Source organism: Mycolicibacterium gilvum (assembly GCF_900454025.1).
Taxonomy (GTDB): Bacteria; Actinomycetota; Actinomycetes; order Mycobacteriales; family Mycobacteriaceae; genus Mycobacterium; species Mycobacterium gilvum.
Map to the genome: position 1 here is coordinate 4,371,602 of NZ_UGQM01000001.1, position 18,888 is coordinate 4,390,489.

Genomic DNA, 18,888 nt, shown 5'->3' on the forward strand with positions numbered 1-18,888 from the left:
GGCGGGTCAGTCCGGCAGCCCGGTACGGGCCGCGGCCAACCGCGATGAGATAGAACCGTCGATGACCTCGTCACCGACCGTGATCAGGAGACCGCCGAGCACGTCGGGATCCACGTCGAGCTGGACCGACACCGGGGTGCCGTAGATCCGGCTCAGGATCTCGGTCAGGCGGGTGCGCTGCTCCTCCGAGAGATCGGCGGCGGCCGTGACCTCGGCGACGGCCTCGCCGCGGCGCGCGACGGCGAGTTCGGCGAGGTCGCTGACCGCGGCGTCGGCGGGCTCGCCACGCAGCAGTTCGACGGTCTGGGTCAGCAGCGCCGCGACGGTGCCGTTCACCTCACCCGCGCTGTCGACGACCTTCTTCAGCAACTCCACACGCTTGTCGGTCGGCACCGTGGTGTCGGCGAGCAGCCGGCTGAGCTGCGACTGCGAATCGAGCAGACGGCCGAACCGGAACAGCTGGTCCTCGACCTCTTCACTCTGTCCGTCGCGTTCCGCACGGGCCAGCAGCGCCAGGCGTGCGACATGCTCGAGGGCGTCGATCAGGTTGCCTTCACCGGACCAGCGCTGGGCGGTCGCGGTCTTGAGCAGCTCGAGGGAATTGCTGCCGAGCTTGCCGTCGAACAGCCGCTCGACGAGCCGGGTCTTGGCCGTCGAATCATCGGTGGGCTCGGCGAGGTGCTTGTTGAGCGTCGTCTCGCTCAGCAGCAGCTTCGCGACACCGGACAGTTCGTCGGCCACCGTGGTCAGGGTGTCCGAGTCGGCGCCGTCGGCGACGGATTCGAACTTCTTGACCAGTTCGGCCAGCGCCTCGCGGCTGGCGGCCCGCAGGTTGAGCGTCGCACCGGCTTCGAGCACCGCAGGCGAGGGCGCCATCGCGTTCAGTTCTTCGAGGAAGCGGTCGACGGTCGACGCCTGCGCCGCGGGATCGGAGACATAGTTGCGGACGATCTCTTCGGCCTTCTCCACGGACTCCGCGCCGAGTCCCGACCGCAGCTGACGGATCAGCTGCTGGCGCATCAGCTGAACCTGCTGTGCGCCCTGGGATTTGATGCGTTCGGCCTCGGTGTCGGCCTGCTCGGCGAGTTGCGCGGTGATCCGCTCGGAATCCTGACGCGCTTCGTCGGTGACCTTCTGCCCCTCGGACTTCGCGTCCTCGACGGCTTTGGTGTGCATCGCATCGGCCTCGGCCAGCTTCTTGCTGGCCTCCGCGCTCTCTTCGAGAGCCGCGCGGATGGCCTCCTGCTGCTTCTGCATCATCGACTTCACCAGCGGGGCAACCCACTTCATGATGATGAAGACGATGACGGCGAAGCCGATCAGCTGTCCGATGAAAGTCGACATCTACTGGCTCCCACGCGTGTTCACGTCCACACCCAGGATCCGGCTCGCGAGCGTCGCCGACAGCGCGTCCACAGACGACTGAAGCTCCGACTGCGCGGCCGAACCCTGTTGTGTCAACTTCTCATCGGCCGTCTTGACCGTTTCGGCGACCTCGCCGTTGGCCGTCGCACGCTTCTCGTCGACGACCTGACGGCCCGCCACCCGGGCCTCGTCGCGGATCGAGGACGCCTCACCACGGGCTTCGGCCAAGGTCTTGTCGTAATCCGCTCGCGCCGCGGCGACCTGTTCGGCCGACTTGCGGTTGTCAGCGGCTGTCTTGGCCAGCATCGCCTCCCGCTCGGCCAGCACCTTGCTGATCGGTGGCACAACCCATTTCGCGATCACGCCGAGCACAATCAGGAAGATGAGCAGTACGGCGAAGAAGGTGCCGTTGGGGAGCAGGAAGTTACTGGTCCCGCCCCCCTCCTCCGCCGCGAGTATGGCGGAGGCGAGGTTCGTCGATGTCAGATCACCCATGTCGCTGAATTAGCCGACCGGCGTGGCGAAGACGAACAGGGCCATGAAGGCGAGGTTGATGAAGTAGGCGGCCTCGACCAGACCCACCGTGATGAAGAACGGCGTGAACAGTCGACCCTGGGCCTCCGGCTGCCGGGCGATGCCCGAGATCAGCGCGTTACCGGCGATACCGTCACCGATACCGGCACCGATGGCACCGCCGGCCATGATCAGACCACCGCCGATGAGTGCGCCAGCAGCGATTGTGGGGTCCATTTCCTATCCTCCTTGATATCTGACAGAGGGTCTCTGTCAGGGGTTTGTGTGGTCCTTACGTGTTACGGCAAATAGTTCTGTGAGGGTCGGTGCGCTCAGTGCTCGTCGTGGTCCAACTCCATCGACTGGCTGAAGTACAGGATCGTCAGCAGCGAGAAGATGAAGGCCTGGATCAGACCGACGAACAGGTCGAAGGTCTTCCACACCGCGTTGGGCAGCCACTGGATGTACCAGGGGAACATCGCGATCAGCGCCACCAGGATGCCGCCGGCGAAGATGTTGCCGAAGAGTCGCAGTGCCAGCGAGATCGGCTTGGCGAGCTCTTCGACGACGTTGATCGGCGCCAGGAAGGCGACGTGGCCCTTGACGACCTTGATCGGGTGGCCGACGATACCGCGACGCCAGATGCCTGCCGCGTGGTAGCAGATGAACACGAACAGTGCGAGCGCCAGCACGAAGTTGATGTCGGAGGCAGGAGGCTTGTAGAGCTCACCGGCCGCACCGTCGGAGCCCCCGTACTGCAGCGGGAGCACCGCGAGCCAGTTCGAGACCAGGATGAAGACGAAGATCGCCACGGCCAGCGGAAGGACGAACGGCGCGACCTTCATGCCGATCGCCTGCTCGATCTGTCCGCGCATCTGGATCGTCAGGGCTTCCCAGAAGAGCTGCACGCCACCGGGGACGCCGGTCGCGGTCACCTTCGACTTCAGATAGAAAGCGAGTCCGATGACGATGACCGCGGTGATCGCGGTGGCGAGGATCGTGTCCCCGTTGAACGTCATACCGAACAGCTCGAACACCATGGTGTGATGCCCGACGTGGATCGGGGCACCGCCTTCCTCAGCGGCGAGGACAGTCTCGAACATCTGCGTCATTGGGGTTAGCTCAATCCTTCGCTTCCGTGTCTGCCACGTCGAGTCCCTCGCTGCGGATCTTGCGCAGTACCGGGAGGCTGGTGCTCATCACCAGCAATGCCTGGAAGATCGCGAGGCCGAAGAGCACCGCGAGGCCACCGTTGTCTTTGAACAGGAAAGCGACCGTCAGACCGATCGCGGTAATCACGAGGAGTCGCGTCGCCGAGTTCAGCGCCATCTTCTTCTTAAGCGGATGATCCTCGGCGGTGATGCTCTCGACCGCGCGACGCACCAGCAGCGCATTGGTCAGGCCCAGACCGAGGCCGACGCCGAAGAACACGCCGTAGAGGATGTTGCCGCCGAAACCGGCGGCGACCATGGCGAGAGCGGTGAGCGCGACGCAGATGACGAGCAGGCGTACCGGCCGGAAAGCGACGGACGGAAACACCAACGGCGCGTCCTGCGCTGGCGTCGTCACGGCTTCACCTCAATCCCGCGGTCATCACACATGGTGGGTCTCGCTCCCGATGGTCCTGTGCGTGGCGCCCGTAGCGTAACTGAGGGCGACATGCGCACCGGAATCACCCAAGGGGTAGCTCCCTGTTTCGGTCGAAAATGTCGGTCTTCGTTCCGTTCCTACCGGCGCTCGTGATGGGAAACCGAGCGGCCGATGGCCGGAAACCCGCGAGGTCTTTTCGGGTTCTGCCAAAACCTTAACACATGGTGAGAGCCCGATAAGAGGGCCTACTACTTTTCGTCGTACACGCTGTCGGCCTCGTCGTTTCCGCGCTTGAGCAGCGGTATCAACGTCACCACGATCGCGACGACGATGGCGACCGCCATGACGATCGCGGTGTGCTTAGGGTCGACGAAGATGGTGCTCGCCGCACCGATCGCGACGATGCCGACCCAGAGGTAGATGAGGAGCACGACGCGTCGGTGGGAATGGCCGATCTCGAGCAGTCGGTGGTGCAGATGCATCTTGTCCGGGCTGAACGGACTCAGACCCTTGCGGGTGCGCCGGATGATCGCGAGCAGCATGTCGAGCGCCGGCACGAAGACGACGGCGACGACGAGCAGGAACGGCGACAGCAGCGCGAACACGTCCCGGGCTCCGTAGGCCGTCTGCGAGATCGGGCCGGCCGCGGTCGTGGCCGCCGCAGCCAGCATCAGTCCGATCAGCATCGACCCCGAATCGCCCATGAAGATCCGCGCTTTGTGGAAGTTGTGGGGCAGGAAGCCCAGGCATGCACCGGCGAGCACCACCGAGATCACCGCGGGCGGGTAGAACAGCACGTCGCCGCCGTGGTCGTGGAGCAGCCCGACGGAGAACAAGCAGATGGCCGACGCCGTGATGAGACCCAACCCCGCGGCCAGGCCGTCGAGACCGTCGACGAAGTTCATCGAGTTCACCAGTGCGACCGTGAAGGCGAGCGTCAGCAGGATGGACGCGACCTGGTCGAGGACGATCGTGCCGACCCCGCCGATGGGTATGTAGAGCACACTCCAGGCCACGCCCATCGTGACGAGCACGCTGGCCGCGGTGATCTGGCCGGCGAACTTGGTCAGCGCATCGAGGCCCCAACGGTCGTCGATCAGCCCGACGACCATGATGAGACCGCCGGCCACGACCACCGCCGGGAGGCCGGAGGAGTAGACGAAGCCTCGGGTCAGCGCGGGCAGTTGCGAGGCCAGCAGCACTGCGGCCACCACCCCGATGTACATGGCGAGGCCGCCCATGCGCGGGATCGGCTGCAGATGCACGTCGCGTTCACGCGGATAGGCGACCGCACCCCAGCGGGTCGCGAGCACCCTGACCCAGCCGGTCGCGAGATAGGTGATGATCGCGGCGGTCAGCCCGACGAGGGCGAGTTCGCGCAGAGGTACTCCCGCTCCGCGCTCGTCGAGCGCGAGAAGAGACTCCCCCGCCCGAGTCGCGGTGATCGTCGCTGAGGCCAGATCCACAGAACTCCAGGTCACTCGGTCGGGGCGAGGAGGCTCTGCGCCTCCACGCCCAGCACGTCGGCGATCGCCTCGAGCGTCACCGGACCCTGCCGCAGCACCCTCGGGTGCGCACCGGTGAGATCGACGATCGTGGAGGCGGCCTGCTGTTCGGCCGGCCCGCCGTCGAGGTAGACCTCCACGCGGTCGCCGAGCTGTTCTCGGGCCTGTGCCGCGGTGACGGCCGCCGGGCTACCGGAGATGTTCGCACTCGAGACGGCCATCGGACCGACCTCACGCAGGAGTTCGATCGCCACCGGATGCAACGGCATCCGCAGCATCACCGTGCCGTTGGCGTCGCCGAGATCCCACTGCAGGGACGGCGCCTGATGCACCACCAGGCTGAGCGCACCCGGCCAGAACGCGCGGATCAGCTCTTTCGCGCTGTTGGGAACCGTGTACACCAAGCCGGAAATGGTGTGCCAGGACCCGACCAGCACCGGCACCGGCATGTCGCGTCCGCGTCCTTTGGCGTCGAGCAGTGCGGCCACCGCCTCACCGTCGAACGCGTCGGCGCCGATGCCGTAGACGGTGTCGGTCGGCATCACGACGAGGCGGCCCTCCTTGAGGGCGCTGATCGCCGACGCGATACCGGTCGCCCGCTGCGCCGGGTCGGCACAGTCGAACAGTCCTTGACTCACCTCGCCACCCTCTCACCGTTCCGCACTGCGGTCACGAATCGCGGCCGCCCGGTCAGATCGTGTCTCGCCGTCACCTCGGTGAAGCCACCGGCGCGCACGAACACCTCGACGGTGGCCTGCGAGGTGGAGTCGTCGTGCTCGACAGCGCAGCGGCCGCCGGGGCGCAACAGCCGGGCCGCCACACCCGCGAGATGTTCGATGACGGCCATTCCGTCGGCCCCCCCGTACAGCGCATGCGCCGGATCATGCTCAGCCACTTCGGGTTCCAACTCGGCCGCATCCGGAATGTAGGGCGGGTTGGAGACCAGGAGATCGACGGACCTGTCGAGTTCGGTGAGCAGGCCGGCGTCGGTGACGTCGGCACGCACCACGTGCACGGCGGTGCCCGCGGTGTTGCGCCGGGTGTAGACCAGCGCATCGTCGGAGTCGTCCACCGCGAATACCGTCGCCCCGGGGAATCCCTGCGCCAGTGCCAGGGCCAGCGCGCCGGACCCGGTGCACAGGTCGACTATCCGGGCCGATCCTGAAAGCGGTTGCGCGAGCGCCCATTCCAACAGTGATTCGGTTTCGGGGCGCGGAATGAACACGCCGGGTCCGACGTCGACGACAACGGGTCCGAACGCCGCGGTGCCGGTCAGGTGCTGCAACGGGACCCGTGCGGCGCGCCGGGCGGTGAGGTCCCGATAGCGAGACAGGAACGCGGCGTCGGGTTCGACGAATGCCACCAGGCCGCGGTCGGTCCCGGCGACGTGGGCGGCGAGCAGCTCGGCGTCGACCCGCGGCGATCCGACGCCGGCGGCCGCCAGGGTCTCGGCAGCGTCGGCGATCACCTGGCGCATGGTCACCGGCGGGTCGGCCACGGTCACGTGTTCTGCAGCCGGGCTTGCCTGTCCGCGGCCGCGAGGGCGTCCAACAGCGGGTCGAGATCGCCGTCGAGCACCTGGTCGAGGTTGTGCGCCTTGAAGTTGATGCGGTGGTCGGCGATGCGGTTCTCGGGGAAGTTGTAGGTGCGGATGCGCTCGCTGCGGTCCACGGTGCGGATCTGGCTGGCACGGTCGGCGGACGCATCGGCCGACGCCTGCTCTTCGGCGAGCGCCTGCAGCCGCGCGGCGAGCACCTGCATCGCGCGTGCCTTGTTCTGCAGCTGTGAGCGTTCGTTCTGGCAGGTGACGACGATGCCGGTGGGCAGGTGCGTGATGCGTACCGCGGAATCGGTGGTGTTGACGCCCTGGCCGCCCTTGCCGGAGGACCGGTAGACGTCGACGCGCAGGTCCGACTCGTCGATCTGGACCTGTTCGACCTCGTCGGGTTCGGGGTAGACCAGCACGCCCGCCGCCGACGTGTGCACCCGTCCTTGGGACTCGGTGACCGGAACCCGCTGCACGCGGTGCACGCCACCCTCGAATTTCAGCCGGGCCCACACCCCGTCGGCCGAATCGCCCTTGCTGGCGATCGACAGCGTGGCGTCTTTGTAACCGCCCAGGTCGGACGTCGTCTCCCCCAGCATCGTGACCGTCCAGCCATGCCGTTCGGCGTAGCGGATGTACATCCGGGCGAGGTCTGCGGCGAACAGCGCGGACTCCTCGCCGCCCTCGCCGGACTTGACCTCGAGCACGATGTCGTCGGCGTCGTGGGGGTCGCGGGGCGCGAGCAGATCGGTCAGCGCCCGGTCGAGGTCACCGATCTGGTCGGTCAGCTCGTCGACCTCGGCCGCGAATGACGCGTCATCGGCGGCCAGTTCCCGCGCGGCCTCGAGGTCGCCGCGGGCGGCCTCGAGCTTGCGGTAGGTGGCGACGATCGGCGAGATCTGGGCGAACCGCCTGCCGACCTTGCGGGCGGCGCCGGCGTCGGCGTGCAGATCGGGGTCGGCGAGACGCTGCTCCAGCTCGCCGTACTCAGCGAGAATCGCCTCGATCGCCGGTGCGGCCTCGGCCATCTCGCCTCCTCACAGATATCGTCGCCACGGAACTTTGAGCGCGAAACGGCGCCCGGCCTGCGCGAAGTGCGGCAGATCGGGCGCCGTTGCGGGAGCTACTTGCTGCGCTTGCCGTAGCGCTTCTCGAAGCGGGCCACACGGCCGCCGCTGTCGAGGATCTTCTGCTTGCCGGTGTAGAACGGGTGGCACTGCGAGCAGACCTCGACAGTGATGTTGCCGCTCTTCTTGGTGCTGCGGGTGGTGAAGCTTGCGCCGCAACCACACAGCACCGTGGTCTCGACATAGTCAGGATGAATGCCTGATTTCATGGTTTCCTCTTCAATCGTGGGCCCGGGTCGCCCTTCCCAAAGCGGGAGGCTGCGGCGTGAACCGGAACCGAGGTGACGGCGGTCGCCCGGCCTGAGGCCGGCAGACTGCCACCGATTATGCCAGTTCGACCGCCAGCAGCCTAAACGCGCATTCGGCGGCCGCTATTCCTCGGCGACCGTGCGGTAGCCACTGCCGTCCCGGGTCCACAGTGTGCGGCCCGCCGGGGTGGTGCCCATCGCGACGAGTTCGCGTTTGAGCACCTTGTTGGTCGCGGTGCTGGGCAGTTCGTCGGCGATCCAGACGTAGCGCGGCCACGCCTTCGGTGACAGGTCGGGCTGCTCGGACAGGAACGTGCCGAACTCCTGCGGGGTCAGCGTCGCCTCGTCCTGCACCACGATCGCGGCCATGACCTGGTCACCGACGAACTCGTCGGGGACCGGATACACCGCTGCCATGCTGATGGCGGGCAGCCGGATGAGAATGCGCTCGATCGGTGCCGCCGTCATGTTCTCGCCGTCGACCCGCATCCAGTCCGCGGTGCGACCGGCGAGGTAGATCCAGCCGTCGGCGTCGCGGTAGGCGAGATCGCCGGACCAGAACATGCCGTGCCTCATCCGGTCGTCCGTGGCGTCCTGGTCGTTGTAGTAGCCGGCGAACATACCCGCGCCCTGCGTGTTGACCAGTTCGCCGATCGCGTCGTCGCCGTTGACCAGGGCGCCGTGGGCATCGAACTCCGCCACCGCGCACTCGGTCAGTGTGTCCGGGTCGTAGATGGCCACCCCGGGGAAGCCCTTTCCGATGGATCCGGGCGGGCAGCCGTCCTCGCGGGTGATGGTCACCGCGTTCTCCGTGGATCCGAAACCGTCCCAGACCTCGCACCCGAAGCGCCGGGAGAACTCGGCGATGTCGCGGTCGCCGGCCTCGTTGCCGAACGCCACCCGCAGCGGGTTGTCGATGTCGTCGGGCTTCTCGGGGCTCGCGAGGATGTAGGCCAGCGGCTTGCCGACGTAGTTCATGTAGGTCGCGCCGTAGCGGCGGATGTCGCCGAGGAAACCAGAGGCGCTGAAGTGCGCGGGCGCCATCGCGGCGCCGGCGTTGAGCGCCACCGACCATCCGGCCAGGACGGCATTGCTGTGGAACAGCGGCATCGACAGGTAGCAGACATCGCGCGGCGTCAGCTCGTAGCGGCCGGCCAGCGCGGCGCCGGCCAGCAGCACCATCGCGTGCATCATCTTGACGGCCTTCGGATCGCCGCTGGTGCCCGAGGTGAAGATCAGCATGTAGGTATCGGTTGCGGTGACCTCGCGGTGCGGGGTGAGTTCACCGGCGCGTCCGATCAGTTCCGACCACTCCGGGGTGCCGACGACGAGCACCCGGACGCCGGGGAGGTCGACGCCGTCGAGAAGACCGCGGTGGGCGTCGTCGGTGATCAGGATCTGGCAGTCGCCGCGCAGGACGTCTCGGCCGAGCGCGGATCCGCGCCGGGTGGTGTTGATGCCGCACAGCACGTAGCCGCCGAGCCCCGCGGCAGCCATCGCCGTGAGCATGTCAGGGGTGTTCCCGAGCAGCACGCCGACGTGCAGGGGACGCGACGGGTCCGCGAGGCCGATCAGCGCCGATGCCTGTGCAGCCGCCTCGCCGAGGTGTTCACGCCAGGTCCACGTCCGGTCCTCGTGCTTCATCGCGATGCCGTCGTCGGTCACCCGCTCCCGCAACAGCTGCTGAACCGTCTCGGCCACACCGCCACCCTTCACCCCGTGAACAGGTTCACACTTCTGTCTACTCCGCCGACCGCGCGCAGCGTACCTCAACCACAACACGGCCTTCGTTTGCGAAGATATGTCGATGAGCGTGGGCGCCTTCGCGAATTCAGCACCAGCCGATCAAGTGACGAGTCCGGTCGCGGATCCGCCCGTCGAACCCAAGGCCAGGACCGTCCGGGATCGGCTCATCGACGCCGCCGAACAGTGCCTGACGGCCAAGGGAATCCGCGCGACCACGGTGTCGGAGGTCGCCGAGGTCGCGGGTGTGAGCCGGGGCTGGCTCTACCGCCACTTCCCCGACAAGTCGGAGCTGCTCGGCGCGGCGATCGTGCGACTCAACGACGCGTTCTGGACCGAATCGCGCACCCGCCTCGACTCGGTGACCGGCCTCGATGAGCAGATCGCAGCCGGCGTCGCCCTTGCGCGCAAGGAATCCGAGACGCCCGGGGCGCTCGTGCTCAAGCTCCGCCAGGAGGAGCCGGAGGCGTTCACCGCATGTGTGGGACTCGGTGTGCGCGGGCTGATTCCCGAGATCGCGGCGTTCTGGGAGCCCTATATCCAGGCCGCGGTCGACCGGGGCGAGATCCACGCCGACACCGATCGCGCGGAGGCCGCGGAGTGGATCGCGCGCATCACCATGAGCCTGGCGACGGTGCCCGGAGAGCAGTGCGACGTCGACGACCACGAGTCGGTGCTGCGGCATGCGCGTCGCTACATCGTGGCCGCGTTCCGCAGCGATCCGGCGGGTACCTGAGTCAGCGCGCGTCGGCGACCGCCGCGGCGCGACCGGTGAGCACCATCAGCAGCTCACGGACCGGGGCCGCGTGCTCTCGCCCCGCGCCGACGGCGAAGTCGGCGTCGGTGGCGACCAGCCTGACGCCGGCAAGTCGCGTCCGCGCCCGGAAGGGGAAGCCCATCTCCCACACCCGTTCCGCGGCTGCCACCGCGGCATCCACGGGCATCGGCCGGTCGATGCCGAGCGGCACGCAGATGTCCTGAGCGTGTACCAGGACGTCGATGAGAGGTTCGAACGCGGTCGTGCCCGGCGGATGACGGCGAGACCCGACAGCGGCGCGTAGATGCGCCGAGATCTCGGCAGGCGACCGTGGATCGGCCAGCGCCAGCCTGTCGACCATGGCGTCGAAGCGGAAACCACTCCGGATCGCCTCCCACAGCATGCGTGGCGGGGCCATCGTCGAATGCGTCAGATGGGCCGCGACGTTGCGCACAGACCATCCGGCACACAGCGACGGGGTATCCCAGACGCCCGGCCCCCGGCTGCCGAGGTCATCGATGAGGTCGGCCAGCGACGTGCGCTGCTCGTCGATGTGCTGCCACACGGTGTCGCGGTTCACGGGCACCCCCGAAGATCAATTAGCCCGGATTTTGCGTGGTAATTGGTGTGGGTTCGGTGTGATGCCGAGTTGTGTTGTTGGGTAGTGGTTTTCGTGTGGTGGCGTAGAGGTGCTGTCCCGTGTCGCCGGGTGGGGCGGGCTTTCCTGGGGCCTGTGGGTCCTTCATCGTTGATGGGTCCGATGGGGTGGGGTGTTATCCGAAGGCGGTGCGGACGCGGTGCCAGGCGGCGGCGATCGCCGCCGCCCAGCGCCAGGTGGCATCGATGCGTAGCCGCAGTTGGCGGGCGCCGCGGGTGATACGGGCGGCCACGTGCAGGACCCGGTAGCGGAACGTGGTGATCTCGACGCGGGCCAGAGCGCGATCGCTGGCGAACCCGATGAGGCGGGTCCAGGTGACCAGGTCAGCGGCGGCCAGGACGATTTCGAGCCAGGCAGCATTGGCCCAGAAGGAGTGGCAGGGCAGGTTACGCAGCCCGGTGGCTTTGAGTTCGCGGATACGGTCCTCGACGCGGGCGTGCTGGCGGTGCCGTAGTTCCAGACCGGCGACCTGACCGGGTACGACACCCGGTGGTGTGTCGGTGATGAACGCGGTGACCCGCATGCCGTCGGCGTCGGTGAACCGCAACTGCGCGCCGGGGTGGGGGCGTTCTTTACGCAGGATCAGCCGGGTCCCTTCGGGCCAGGAGGCCAGGTTGACCAGGTCGGTGGCTTCAGCGACCCACGCGCCGTCGCGGATCCCGCCGTCGGTGTCGATCGCTGGATACCAGCAATCGCCGAGGTTGAGGGTGTCCACGGCGTCCTGGACGCGGGTATCGACGGGGTACCCGAAGGAGAACCCGGCCCCGGCGGCCCGGCACGCTGCGGCGAATTTGTGGGTGGATCCGGCGGTATCGCAGCGCACCAACACCTTCGGGGCCTCGGGGTTGTCGGGATCGTCGGGGTTGGGCCGCCACGCCGCTGGCAGCGATGCCAAAGCCTGGTGCAGGACGATGATGTGGTCGGAGGCGGTGTTGGAGCCGGCGTTACCGTTGCGCAGCAACCCGGCCAGGGCTTCGCCGCCGGCGATGTCGGGGCGGTCCAGAAACGCCAGCAGCGGGTGCAGCCCGAACGTTTTCTTCCAGGTCGGCGCAGCCCCGGCCTTGTTGTCGGAGTGATCGATCACCAGCGTGGCATCGATGTCGATATGCAGCCAGCCGCCGGTGGTGGGGGCGGCTCCGACAGCCCAGGCCGCTGCCCGCGCCGCGGCTCGGGCTGCGCGCACCCCGGGTAGATGCGCGGCATCGATCCGCTCATCGATCAGCCGCCACATGGTGGTCGTTGAGGCCTTGGCCCCCAGGACGTGCTCCCGGTCACCGCACAGCTGACCGACCGCGTCGATGCAGTCCGCGCCGTCGGCGACCGCGGCCGCCAGATCAGCGAACACCTCCCCAGGCGCATACACCCACGGGCCGCGGTAGGTGTCGGCCAACGCGGCCGTGACCTGCGCCGATAAGCCGGTCCGGTCGGCAAGCTCACGCAGCATGCCCATCCCGGCATGCGACACAACGCCATGGCCGTCGGCGGAAACTTTCACCGGCGATGCCGCCGCGATATTCTTCACCTGCGAAGTGCCTTCCCGTCAGGGTTTTTGAACCGTAGAGAAGTCCAATTATTCCTTGCAGGACAGGCACTTTCGCTTATCTACACACCCCCACAGTCAACATTCCACGAAAAATCCGGGTTAGTCAGGAATGCTGACTAATTTAGTCAGGGCCTCGTACTAAAGTCAACGCATGGACGAGATCCCGGCGACAGCGGTTCTGATGTTCATGGCACACCGGGACGTGGAGACCCGGGTGATGGCCGCGCTGGGGCAGGCGGGCCACGACGACATCACGATGGCCCAGTCACGCCTGATGCAGCGGCTCGATCCCGGCGGTATGCGGCTGACCGAGCTTGCCGAACAGGCACGCGTGACCAAGCAGACGGCGGGCGCGCTCATCGATCAGCTCGAGCGCTCCGGATACGTGACGCGACTCCCCGACCCCACCGACGCACGTGCCCGGCTCGTCACATTGAGCGACCGAGGCGTGGAGATGTGCCGGCGGGCCGGCGCCGAGGTCGGCCGCGTCGAAGCCGAATGGCGTGAACGACTCGGCGACACGGCTTTCGACGCCATGCGCGACGCGCTCGTCACGCTGGCGTCGGAGTAGCCGACTCAGTCGTGGTCGTTGCCGCCAGGGGTGTTCTTGGAGACCTGGACCAGGAACTCATAGTTGTTCTTGGTCTTGCGCAACTGGCTCATCAACAAATCGATGGCCTGGTGCGGATCCAGTCCGGACAGCACGCGACGCAGCTTGTGCACGACGGCGAACTCGTCTGTCGAGAGCAGCAGCTCGTCCTTGCGGGTGCCTGACGGGTTGACGTCGACGGCCGGGAAGACGCGCCGCTCGGCGATCTTGCGATCGAGCTTGAGCTCCGCGTTGCCGGTGCCCTTGAACTCCTCGAAGATCACCGTGTCGCCGGTGGACCCGGTCTCGACCATTGCCGTGGCGATGATCGTCAGCGAGCCGCCCTCTTCGATGTTGCGAGCCGCGCCGAGGAATCGCTTCGGCGGGTAGAGGGCCGTCGAATCGACGCCACCGGACAGGATTCGGCCCGACGCCGGGGACGCGTTGTTGTACGCGCGACCCAGACGGGTGATCGAGTCGAGCAGCACCACGACGTCCTTGCCCTGCTCGACGAGACGCTTGGCCCGTTCGATGGCGAGCTCAGCAGCCTGGGTGTGGTCAGACGGCGGCCGGTCGAAGGTCGAGGCGATGACCTCGCCCTTGACCGAGCGCTGCATGTCGGTGACCTCTTCAGGGCGCTCGTCGACGAGCACGACCATCAGATGGCACTCGGGGTTGTTGCGGGTGATCGCGTTGGCGATGTCCTGCATGATCGTCGTCTTACCGGCCTTCGGCGGGGACACGATGAGTGCGCGCTGCCCCTTGCCGATCGGCATGATGAGGTCGATCACACGCGTGGTCAGCTTGTCGCTGCTCGTTTCGAGGCGCAGTCGCTGGTTCGGGTAGAGCGGGGTGAGCTTCGTGAACTCGGGGCGCTTCTTGGCCTCTTCCACGGGCTTGCCGTTGACCGTGTCGAGCCGCACCAGCGGATTGAACTTCTGCCGGGGGTTCTTGTCGCCACCGCCCTCGTTGTCACGGGGCACGCGGACCGCGCCGGTGACGGCATCGCCGCGGCGCAGACCGTTCTTCCGGACCATGTTCATGGACACGTACACGTCGTTGGGGCCGGCCAGGTATCCGGAGGTCCGCACGAACGCGTAGTTGTCGAGGACGTCGAGAATGCCCGCCACAGGCTGGACGACATCGTCCTCGCGAAGCTCGGTGTCGCGCTCACCGCCGCCACCGTCGCCGCCGCGTTCCCGGCGCTTGCGGTCACGGAACCGGCGGCCGCGCCGCCCCTGGCGGCCTTCGCCGTCGTCGTCGTTGTCGCCGCCACCGCCGCGGTTGTCGTTCCCACGGTTGTCGTTGCCGCGGTTGTCGTTCCCACGGTTGCTGTCGCCACGGTTGTCGTTGCCGCGGTTGTCGTTGCCACGGTTGCTGTCGCCGCGGTTGTCGTTGCGGTTGCGGTTCTGGCCGCCACCCTGCTGATCGCCGCCGTCGCCGCGGTTGCCTCCGTCGGAGTCCGCCTTGGTGGTCTGATCTGCGCCCTTGCTCTCGCGCGCCTCGTCGCGGCCGCCCTGAGCGTCCTGCTGAGACCGTCGGCGGCGGCCTTCCGTCTCACCGGCGTCATCCTGGGCACCGTCGGCGGTCTCCTGCGGCTGAGCCTGCTCGGCACTGCTCGGGCCGCCCTGGTCGCGGGAGGCCCCACGGCGTTCACGCCTGCGCTGCTGCGGCTGCGGCTCGGCGGCCTCGTCCTGACCGGCCTGCGCTGCGGCGGGAGCCTGCCCGGAGTCGGTGGCCGACCCGGCGGCGGTCTCGGCGGGCGCGCTCGTCGGGGCGTCGCCCTTCTTCGTCTCGGCGGAGCCGTTGGCCTCGCCACGGCGCTCACGGATGGCGGCGATCAGTTCGCCCTTGCGCATCCCGGAGGCGCCCTCGACGCCGATCTCTTTGGCCATCGCGCGCAGCTCGGGCAGGACCATGCTGGTCAGGGAGCCGCCTCGCCGGGCGGGGGCCGCCGCCGGCGCGCTGTCCGCGGGCGCGGACGTCGAAATGTCTGCAGTCACGGTGTTCGGCATCTCGCCGCTGTCGGCGTTGCCACCAGCCGTGAAGAGGTCCGTATCGGTCACGGATTTCCTTTCTTCCCTCGCTGATCAAGTCACGCGGGGGTTCAGTGCGCTCAGCCGATCCGCTGAACGCCTAGGTCACGCCATTGCCACTGCAACGGTGATCGCAGGGTCTCGCCGGGATACGGCAGACCGTCGGTCCACAAGTTTGAACACCTGAAAGAAGAGTCGTCCTAGTGTCGGCGCAGGTGAAGAAGCTGCGATTGCTGGACGAGAGCGAGAATAACGCGCATCCGAGTCGGAAGCAAGAAACGCGGTGATTCGCATGGTGCAGATGTTGCGAGTCGTACCTAGCTCTTCGCGGCGACGCCGGAACTCCACGTCACCCCGTGTCCGACCGACATTCTGACGATCTCGAACCCGTTGCGGCTGCCGAACTCGGCGGCCTCGACGGGCAACTCGGCCTCGGTGCTCAACGCCAGCACGGACGGACCCGCGCCGGACAAAACTCCTGCGACTCCACAACGCCGCAGCACCGCGAGGTATTCCGCGGACGCCGGCATCGCGGGTGCCCGCTGCGACTGATGCAGTGCGTCTTCGGTGGCGGCGAGCAGCAGGTCCGGGCGCTCGGTGAGGGCGACGATCAGCAGCGCAGCGCGGCTCACATTGAAGCTGGCATCGGCATGACTGACGTGCTCGGGTAGCAGCACCCGCGTTTCCGCGGTGGACGACCGTACCTGCGGAATCGCGGCGAACACCGTGATGGCAGGGTGCAGCCGGATCTGCACCGCGGCGTACCGCGGCCCGTCACCGCGGTCCTCGGTCCAGGACACCACCGCTCCGCCGAGCACCGCCGCGGCCGCGTTGTCCGGGTGCCCCTCGAACTCCGACGACACCTGAACAAGGCGCTCCGCGGACATCGGTGTCGAATCCGCCTGCATTGCAAGACCATTGGCGGCGGCAAGGCCACCAACCACTGCGGCAGCCGATGATCCCAGGCCGCGCGAGTGCGGAATCCTGTTGCGGCAGCGGACTATCAGACCCGGCGCGTCGATGCCGTTCTCGCGTAGCCCCCGCTGGATGGCACGCACCACGAGGTGGGATTCATCCAGCGGCACCTGACCGGCACCCTCACCTTCCACCTCCACCACGAGTCCGGATTCCGTTGTCTCAACGGAAATCTCGTCGTAGAGGCCGACCGCCAGACCCAGGCTGTCGAAGCCGGGCCCCAGGTTGGCGCTCGAGGCGGCGACCTCTGCGGTCGCAGAGACCCCGGGCGGAAGGGTGCGGGTCACCATCGCCGGTCTAGACCAGACCGAGCTTGGCGACGACGGCGACCGGGTCCACCGGGACGGGGATGACGGCGGGCATGCCCTTGAGCGCGGTGTCCGGGTCCTTCAATCCGTTACCGGTGACGGTGCACACGACAGTGGACCCCTTGGCGACCCAACCCTCTTCGATGGCCTTGAGCAGTCCGGCGATGCTCGCCGCCGACGCGGGCTCGACGAACACGCCCTCTGCGCGTGCGACGAGGTGGTAGGCGGCGAGGATTTCCTCGTCCGTGGCGGCCAGGAAGCGTCCGTCGGACTGCTGCTGGGCTTCCACCGCGGAGCTCCACGACGCGGGCGACCCGATCCGGATCGCGGTCGCGATGGTCTCGGGATCGCTGACCGGTTCCCCGAGAACCAGCGGTGCGGCGCCGGCGGCCTGTGTCCCGAGCATGCGCGGCAGCCGTGAAGCCAGACCGTCGCGGTGATACTCGGTATAGCCCTTCCAGTAGGCGGTGATGTTGCCTGCGTTGCCGACGGGAAGCGCGTGGATGTCGGGTGCGTCTCCGAGGGCGTCGACGATCTCGAACGCCGCGGTCTTCTGTCCTTCGATCCGGAACGGGTTGACGGAGTTGACGAGTGAGACGGTCGGGAAGTCGGCGGTGAGCTTGCGCGCGAGCTCCAGGCAGTCGTCGAAATTGCCGTCGATCTGAATGATCTTGGCGCCGTGCATCACTGCCTGTGCCAGTTTGCCCATCGCGATCTTGCCCTGGGGCACCAGCACCGCACAGGTGATGCCCGCGCGTGCCGCGTACGCGGCGGCCGAGGCCGAGGTGTTGCCGGTCGACGCGCACAGCACCGCCTGCTGTCCCCGCGAGACCGCTTCGGTCACGGCCATCGTCATGCCCCGGTCCTTGAACGAACCGGTGGGGTTGAGCCCCTCGACCTTGAGATGCACGGTGCACCCGGTGTATTCGGACAGCCGCGGCGCCGGCAGCAGCGGGGTGCCACCTTCACGGAGCGTGATGGGGGTCCAGCTGTCCTCGATCGGCAGCCGATCGCGGTAGGCCTCGATGAGGCCCGGCCACGGCTGATGTACGGCTCGGGTGGCGCTCACTCTGTGGTCCCTTCCAGACGCAGCACGCTGTTGATGCTCTGCACGACATCGAGATCGGCGAGCGCGGCAACGGTTTCCGACAATGCCTCGTCGGTGGCCTCGTGGGTCACGACGACGATGCGGGCGCCGGAGCGCTGGCCGTCCTCGTCGACCATCCCTTCCTGGCGCACCTCGGCGATACTGACCTCCCGCGCGCTGAACTCGGCGGCGACGGCCGACAGCACGCCGGGGCGGTCCTTGACGTTCATGTTCACGTAGTACCGGGTGGGGATCACGCCGATCGGCGCCACCGGGAGCTTCGCGTACTTCGATTCCCGCGGGCCGCGTCCGCCCTGCACGCGGTTGCGTGCAGCCATCACCAGGTCACCCAGAACCGCGGACGCGGTGGGTGCCCCGCCTGCGCCCTGGCCGTAGAACATCAGCCTGCCGGCCGCCTCGGCTTCGACGACCACCGCGTTGAACGCGCCGTTGACCGAGGCCAGCGGGTGCTCCAGCGGAACGAGCGCCGGGTACACGCGGGCCGAGACCTTCTGTTCGCCCTTGGGCGAGGTCAACCGCTCACAGATCGCCAACAGCTTGATCGTGCATCCCAGCGCGCGCGCCGACACGAAGTCCGCCGCCGTCACCTTGGTGATGCCCTCGCGGTAGACGTCGTCGGCGGTGACGCGGGTGTGGAACGCGATGGAGGCCAGGATCGCGGCCTTCGCCGCGGCGTCATAGCCCTCGACGTCCGCGGTCGGGTCGGCTTCGGCGTAGCCGAGCGCACTCGCATCGGCGAGCGCGCTGGCGTAGTCGGCGCCGGTGCTGTCCATCTCGGACAGGATGTAGTTCGTGGTGCCGTTGACGATTCCGGCCACCCGCAGCACGGTGTCACCGGCCAGCGACTGCGTCAGCGGACGGATGACGGGGATGGCGCCGGCCACCGCGGCCTCGAAATACAGGTCCACGCGGGCGTTTTCGGCCGCCTCGGCCAGTTTGCCGGCCGACACCGCCATCAGTGCCTTGTTGGCGGTGACGACGGACTTGCCCTGTTCCAGCGCGGTGAGGATCGCCTTGCGGGCGGGTTCGACCGGACCCATCAGCTCCACGACGATGTCGACGTCGTCACGCGAGACCAGGGCGTCGATGTCGTCGGTCAGCAGCTCCGCCGGCACGCCACGGTCACGGCTGACGTCACGGACACCGATGCCGCGCACCACCAGCGGCGCACCGATACGTGCGGTCAGGTCCGTGGCGCTCTCCTCGATGATGCGCACGACCTGGCTGCCCACGTTGCCCAGCCCCAGTACGGCTACGCCGATCTCGTCACTCACTGG

Annotated in this window: 19 protein-coding genes; 2 read left to right on the forward strand and 17 right to left on the reverse strand. The window is 67.7% G+C overall.

Annotation, left to right across the window (positions count from 1 at the left end):
* Nucleotides 1-6 precede the first annotated feature (6 nt).
* The 11 genes from DYE23_RS20380 to fadD1 form a co-directional block, all read right to left on the reverse strand.
* Nucleotides 7-1,344: a F0F1 ATP synthase subunit B/delta gene (locus DYE23_RS20380; protein ID WP_115328008.1), complete on the reverse strand. Its 1,338-nt coding sequence runs from the start codon at nucleotides 1,342-1,344 to the stop codon at nucleotides 7-9.
* Nucleotides 1,345-1,860 carry a F0F1 ATP synthase subunit B gene (locus DYE23_RS20385; protein WP_011893197.1) on the reverse strand — a complete coding sequence of 172 codons (516 nt, stop codon included), beginning with the start codon at nucleotides 1,858-1,860 and terminating at the stop codon, nucleotides 1,345-1,347. It lies immediately after the preceding gene.
* Nucleotides 1,861-1,869: 9 nt separating this feature from the next.
* Nucleotides 1,870-2,115 (reverse strand): F0F1 ATP synthase subunit C, encoded by a 246-nt coding sequence (locus DYE23_RS20390; RefSeq protein WP_011893196.1) that lies wholly within the window; start codon nucleotides 2,113-2,115, stop codon nucleotides 1,870-1,872.
* Nucleotides 2,116-2,210: 95 nt separating this feature from the next.
* Nucleotides 2,211-2,981 carry a F0F1 ATP synthase subunit A gene (gene atpB, locus DYE23_RS20395; protein ID WP_172527937.1) on the reverse strand — a complete coding sequence of 257 codons (771 nt, stop codon included), beginning with the start codon at nucleotides 2,979-2,981 and terminating at the stop codon, nucleotides 2,211-2,213.
* A 19-nt stretch (nucleotides 2,982-3,000) separates the two neighbouring features.
* Nucleotides 3,001-3,447: an ATP synthase subunit I gene (locus DYE23_RS20400; protein WP_011893194.1), complete on the reverse strand. Its 447-nt coding sequence runs from the start codon at nucleotides 3,445-3,447 to the stop codon at nucleotides 3,001-3,003.
* Nucleotides 3,448-3,716: 269 nt separating this feature from the next.
* Nucleotides 3,717-4,934, reverse strand: coding sequence for a glycosyltransferase family 4 protein (locus DYE23_RS20405; protein WP_013471180.1), 1,218 nt, complete (start codon nucleotides 4,932-4,934; stop codon nucleotides 3,717-3,719).
* 11 nt (nucleotides 4,935-4,945) lie between these two features.
* Complete coding sequence (locus DYE23_RS20410; protein WP_011893192.1) at nucleotides 4,946-5,611, reverse strand: L-threonylcarbamoyladenylate synthase; 666 nt, start codon at nucleotides 5,609-5,611, stop codon at nucleotides 4,946-4,948.
* On the reverse strand, nucleotides 5,608-6,450 hold the full coding sequence (gene prmC / locus DYE23_RS20415; protein ID WP_041788479.1) for a peptide chain release factor N(5)-glutamine methyltransferase: 843 nt from the start codon (nucleotides 6,448-6,450) through the stop codon (nucleotides 5,608-5,610). The genes DYE23_RS20410 and prmC overlap by 4 nt, the downstream gene beginning before the upstream one ends.
* 23 nt (nucleotides 6,451-6,473) lie before the next feature.
* A complete protein-coding gene (gene prfA, locus DYE23_RS20420; protein WP_011893190.1) occupies nucleotides 6,474-7,547 on the reverse strand; it encodes a peptide chain release factor 1 in 1,074 nt (357 codons plus the stop codon).
* A gap of 95 nt (nucleotides 7,548-7,642) precedes the next feature.
* Nucleotides 7,643-7,855, reverse strand: coding sequence for a 50S ribosomal protein L31 (gene rpmE / locus DYE23_RS20425; protein WP_011893189.1), 213 nt, complete (start codon nucleotides 7,853-7,855; stop codon nucleotides 7,643-7,645).
* A 162-nt stretch (nucleotides 7,856-8,017) separates the two neighbouring features.
* Nucleotides 8,018-9,595, reverse strand: a complete 1,578-nt coding sequence (gene fadD1, locus DYE23_RS20430; RefSeq protein WP_099962743.1) for a fatty-acid--CoA ligase FadD1 — start codon at nucleotides 9,593-9,595, stop codon at nucleotides 8,018-8,020.
* 100 nt (nucleotides 9,596-9,695) lie between these two features.
* Between fadD1 and DYE23_RS20435 the strand changes: the two genes are divergently transcribed.
* Entirely contained in the window at nucleotides 9,696-10,373 is a 678-nt protein-coding gene (locus DYE23_RS20435) for a TetR/AcrR family transcriptional regulator (protein WP_011893187.1), read from the forward strand.
* Between the two features lies 1 nt (nucleotide 10,374).
* Here DYE23_RS20435 and DYE23_RS20440 read toward each other — a convergent pair whose 3' ends face one another.
* Together DYE23_RS20440 and DYE23_RS20445 are read right to left on the reverse strand one after the other, a co-directional pair.
* The gene (locus tag DYE23_RS20440) at nucleotides 10,375-10,974 is read right to left on the reverse strand and encodes a maleylpyruvate isomerase family mycothiol-dependent enzyme (RefSeq protein WP_011893186.1); all 600 of its coding nucleotides are present in this window, start codon (nucleotides 10,972-10,974) and stop codon (nucleotides 10,375-10,377) included.
* A 193-nt stretch (nucleotides 10,975-11,167) separates the two neighbouring features.
* Nucleotides 11,168-12,574, reverse strand: a complete 1,407-nt coding sequence (locus tag DYE23_RS20445; protein WP_016341434.1) for an IS1380 family transposase — start codon at nucleotides 12,572-12,574, stop codon at nucleotides 11,168-11,170.
* A 172-nt stretch (nucleotides 12,575-12,746) separates the two neighbouring features.
* On the opposite strand from DYE23_RS20445, the gene DYE23_RS20450 reads away from it, so the two are divergent.
* Nucleotides 12,747-13,166 carry a MarR family winged helix-turn-helix transcriptional regulator gene (locus DYE23_RS20450; protein WP_011893185.1) on the forward strand — a complete coding sequence of 140 codons (420 nt, stop codon included), beginning with the start codon at nucleotides 12,747-12,749 and terminating at the stop codon, nucleotides 13,164-13,166.
* Nucleotides 13,167-13,171: 5 nt separating this feature from the next.
* Here DYE23_RS20450 and rho read toward each other — a convergent pair whose 3' ends face one another.
* From rho to DYE23_RS20470, 4 genes are all read right to left on the reverse strand, one after another.
* Nucleotides 13,172-15,250, reverse strand: a complete 2,079-nt coding sequence (gene rho / locus DYE23_RS20455) for a transcription termination factor Rho (RefSeq protein ID WP_115328009.1) — start codon at nucleotides 15,248-15,250, stop codon at nucleotides 13,172-13,174.
* Nucleotides 15,251-15,537: 287 nt separating this feature from the next.
* Nucleotides 15,538-16,482, reverse strand: a complete 945-nt coding sequence (thrB, locus tag DYE23_RS20460) for a homoserine kinase (protein ID WP_172527817.1) — start codon at nucleotides 16,480-16,482, stop codon at nucleotides 15,538-15,540.
* A 10-nt stretch (nucleotides 16,483-16,492) separates the two neighbouring features.
* Complete coding sequence (thrC, locus tag DYE23_RS20465; RefSeq protein ID WP_011893182.1) at nucleotides 16,493-17,572, reverse strand: threonine synthase; 1,080 nt, start codon at nucleotides 17,570-17,572, stop codon at nucleotides 16,493-16,495.
* Nucleotides 17,569-18,885, reverse strand: coding sequence for a homoserine dehydrogenase (locus DYE23_RS20470; protein ID WP_115328011.1), 1,317 nt, complete (start codon nucleotides 18,883-18,885; stop codon nucleotides 17,569-17,571). Before DYE23_RS20470 ends, thrC begins: the two co-directional genes overlap by 4 nt.
* Nucleotides 18,886-18,888 lie beyond the last annotated feature (3 nt).

Coding starts and splice junctions, on each gene's coding strand:
- DYE23_RS20380 (WP_115328008.1), bottom strand. CDS start 1,344: ATGTCGACTTTCATCGGACAGCTGATCGGCTTCGCCGTCATCGTCTTC.
- DYE23_RS20385 (WP_011893197.1), bottom strand. CDS start 1,860: ATGGGTGATCTGACATCGACGAACCTCGCCTCCGCCATACTCGCGGCG.
- DYE23_RS20390 (WP_011893196.1), bottom strand. CDS start 2,115: ATGGACCCCACAATCGCTGCTGGCGCACTCATCGGCGGTGGTCTGATC.
- atpB (WP_172527937.1), bottom strand. CDS start 2,981: ATGTTCGAGACTGTCCTCGCCGCTGAGGAAGGCGGTGCCCCGATCCAC.
- prmC (WP_041788479.1), bottom strand. CDS start 6,450: ATGCGCCAGGTGATCGCCGACGCTGCCGAGACCCTGGCGGCCGCCGGC.
- prfA (WP_011893190.1), bottom strand. CDS start 7,547: ATGGCCGAGGCCGCACCGGCGATCGAGGCGATTCTCGCTGAGTACGGC.
- rpmE (WP_011893189.1), bottom strand. CDS start 7,855: ATGAAATCAGGCATTCATCCTGACTATGTCGAGACCACGGTGCTGTGT.
- DYE23_RS20435 (WP_011893187.1), top strand. CDS start 9,696: ATGTCGATGAGCGTGGGCGCCTTCGCGAATTCAGCACCAGCCGATCAA.
- DYE23_RS20450 (WP_011893185.1), top strand. CDS start 12,747: ATGGACGAGATCCCGGCGACAGCGGTTCTGATGTTCATGGCACACCGG.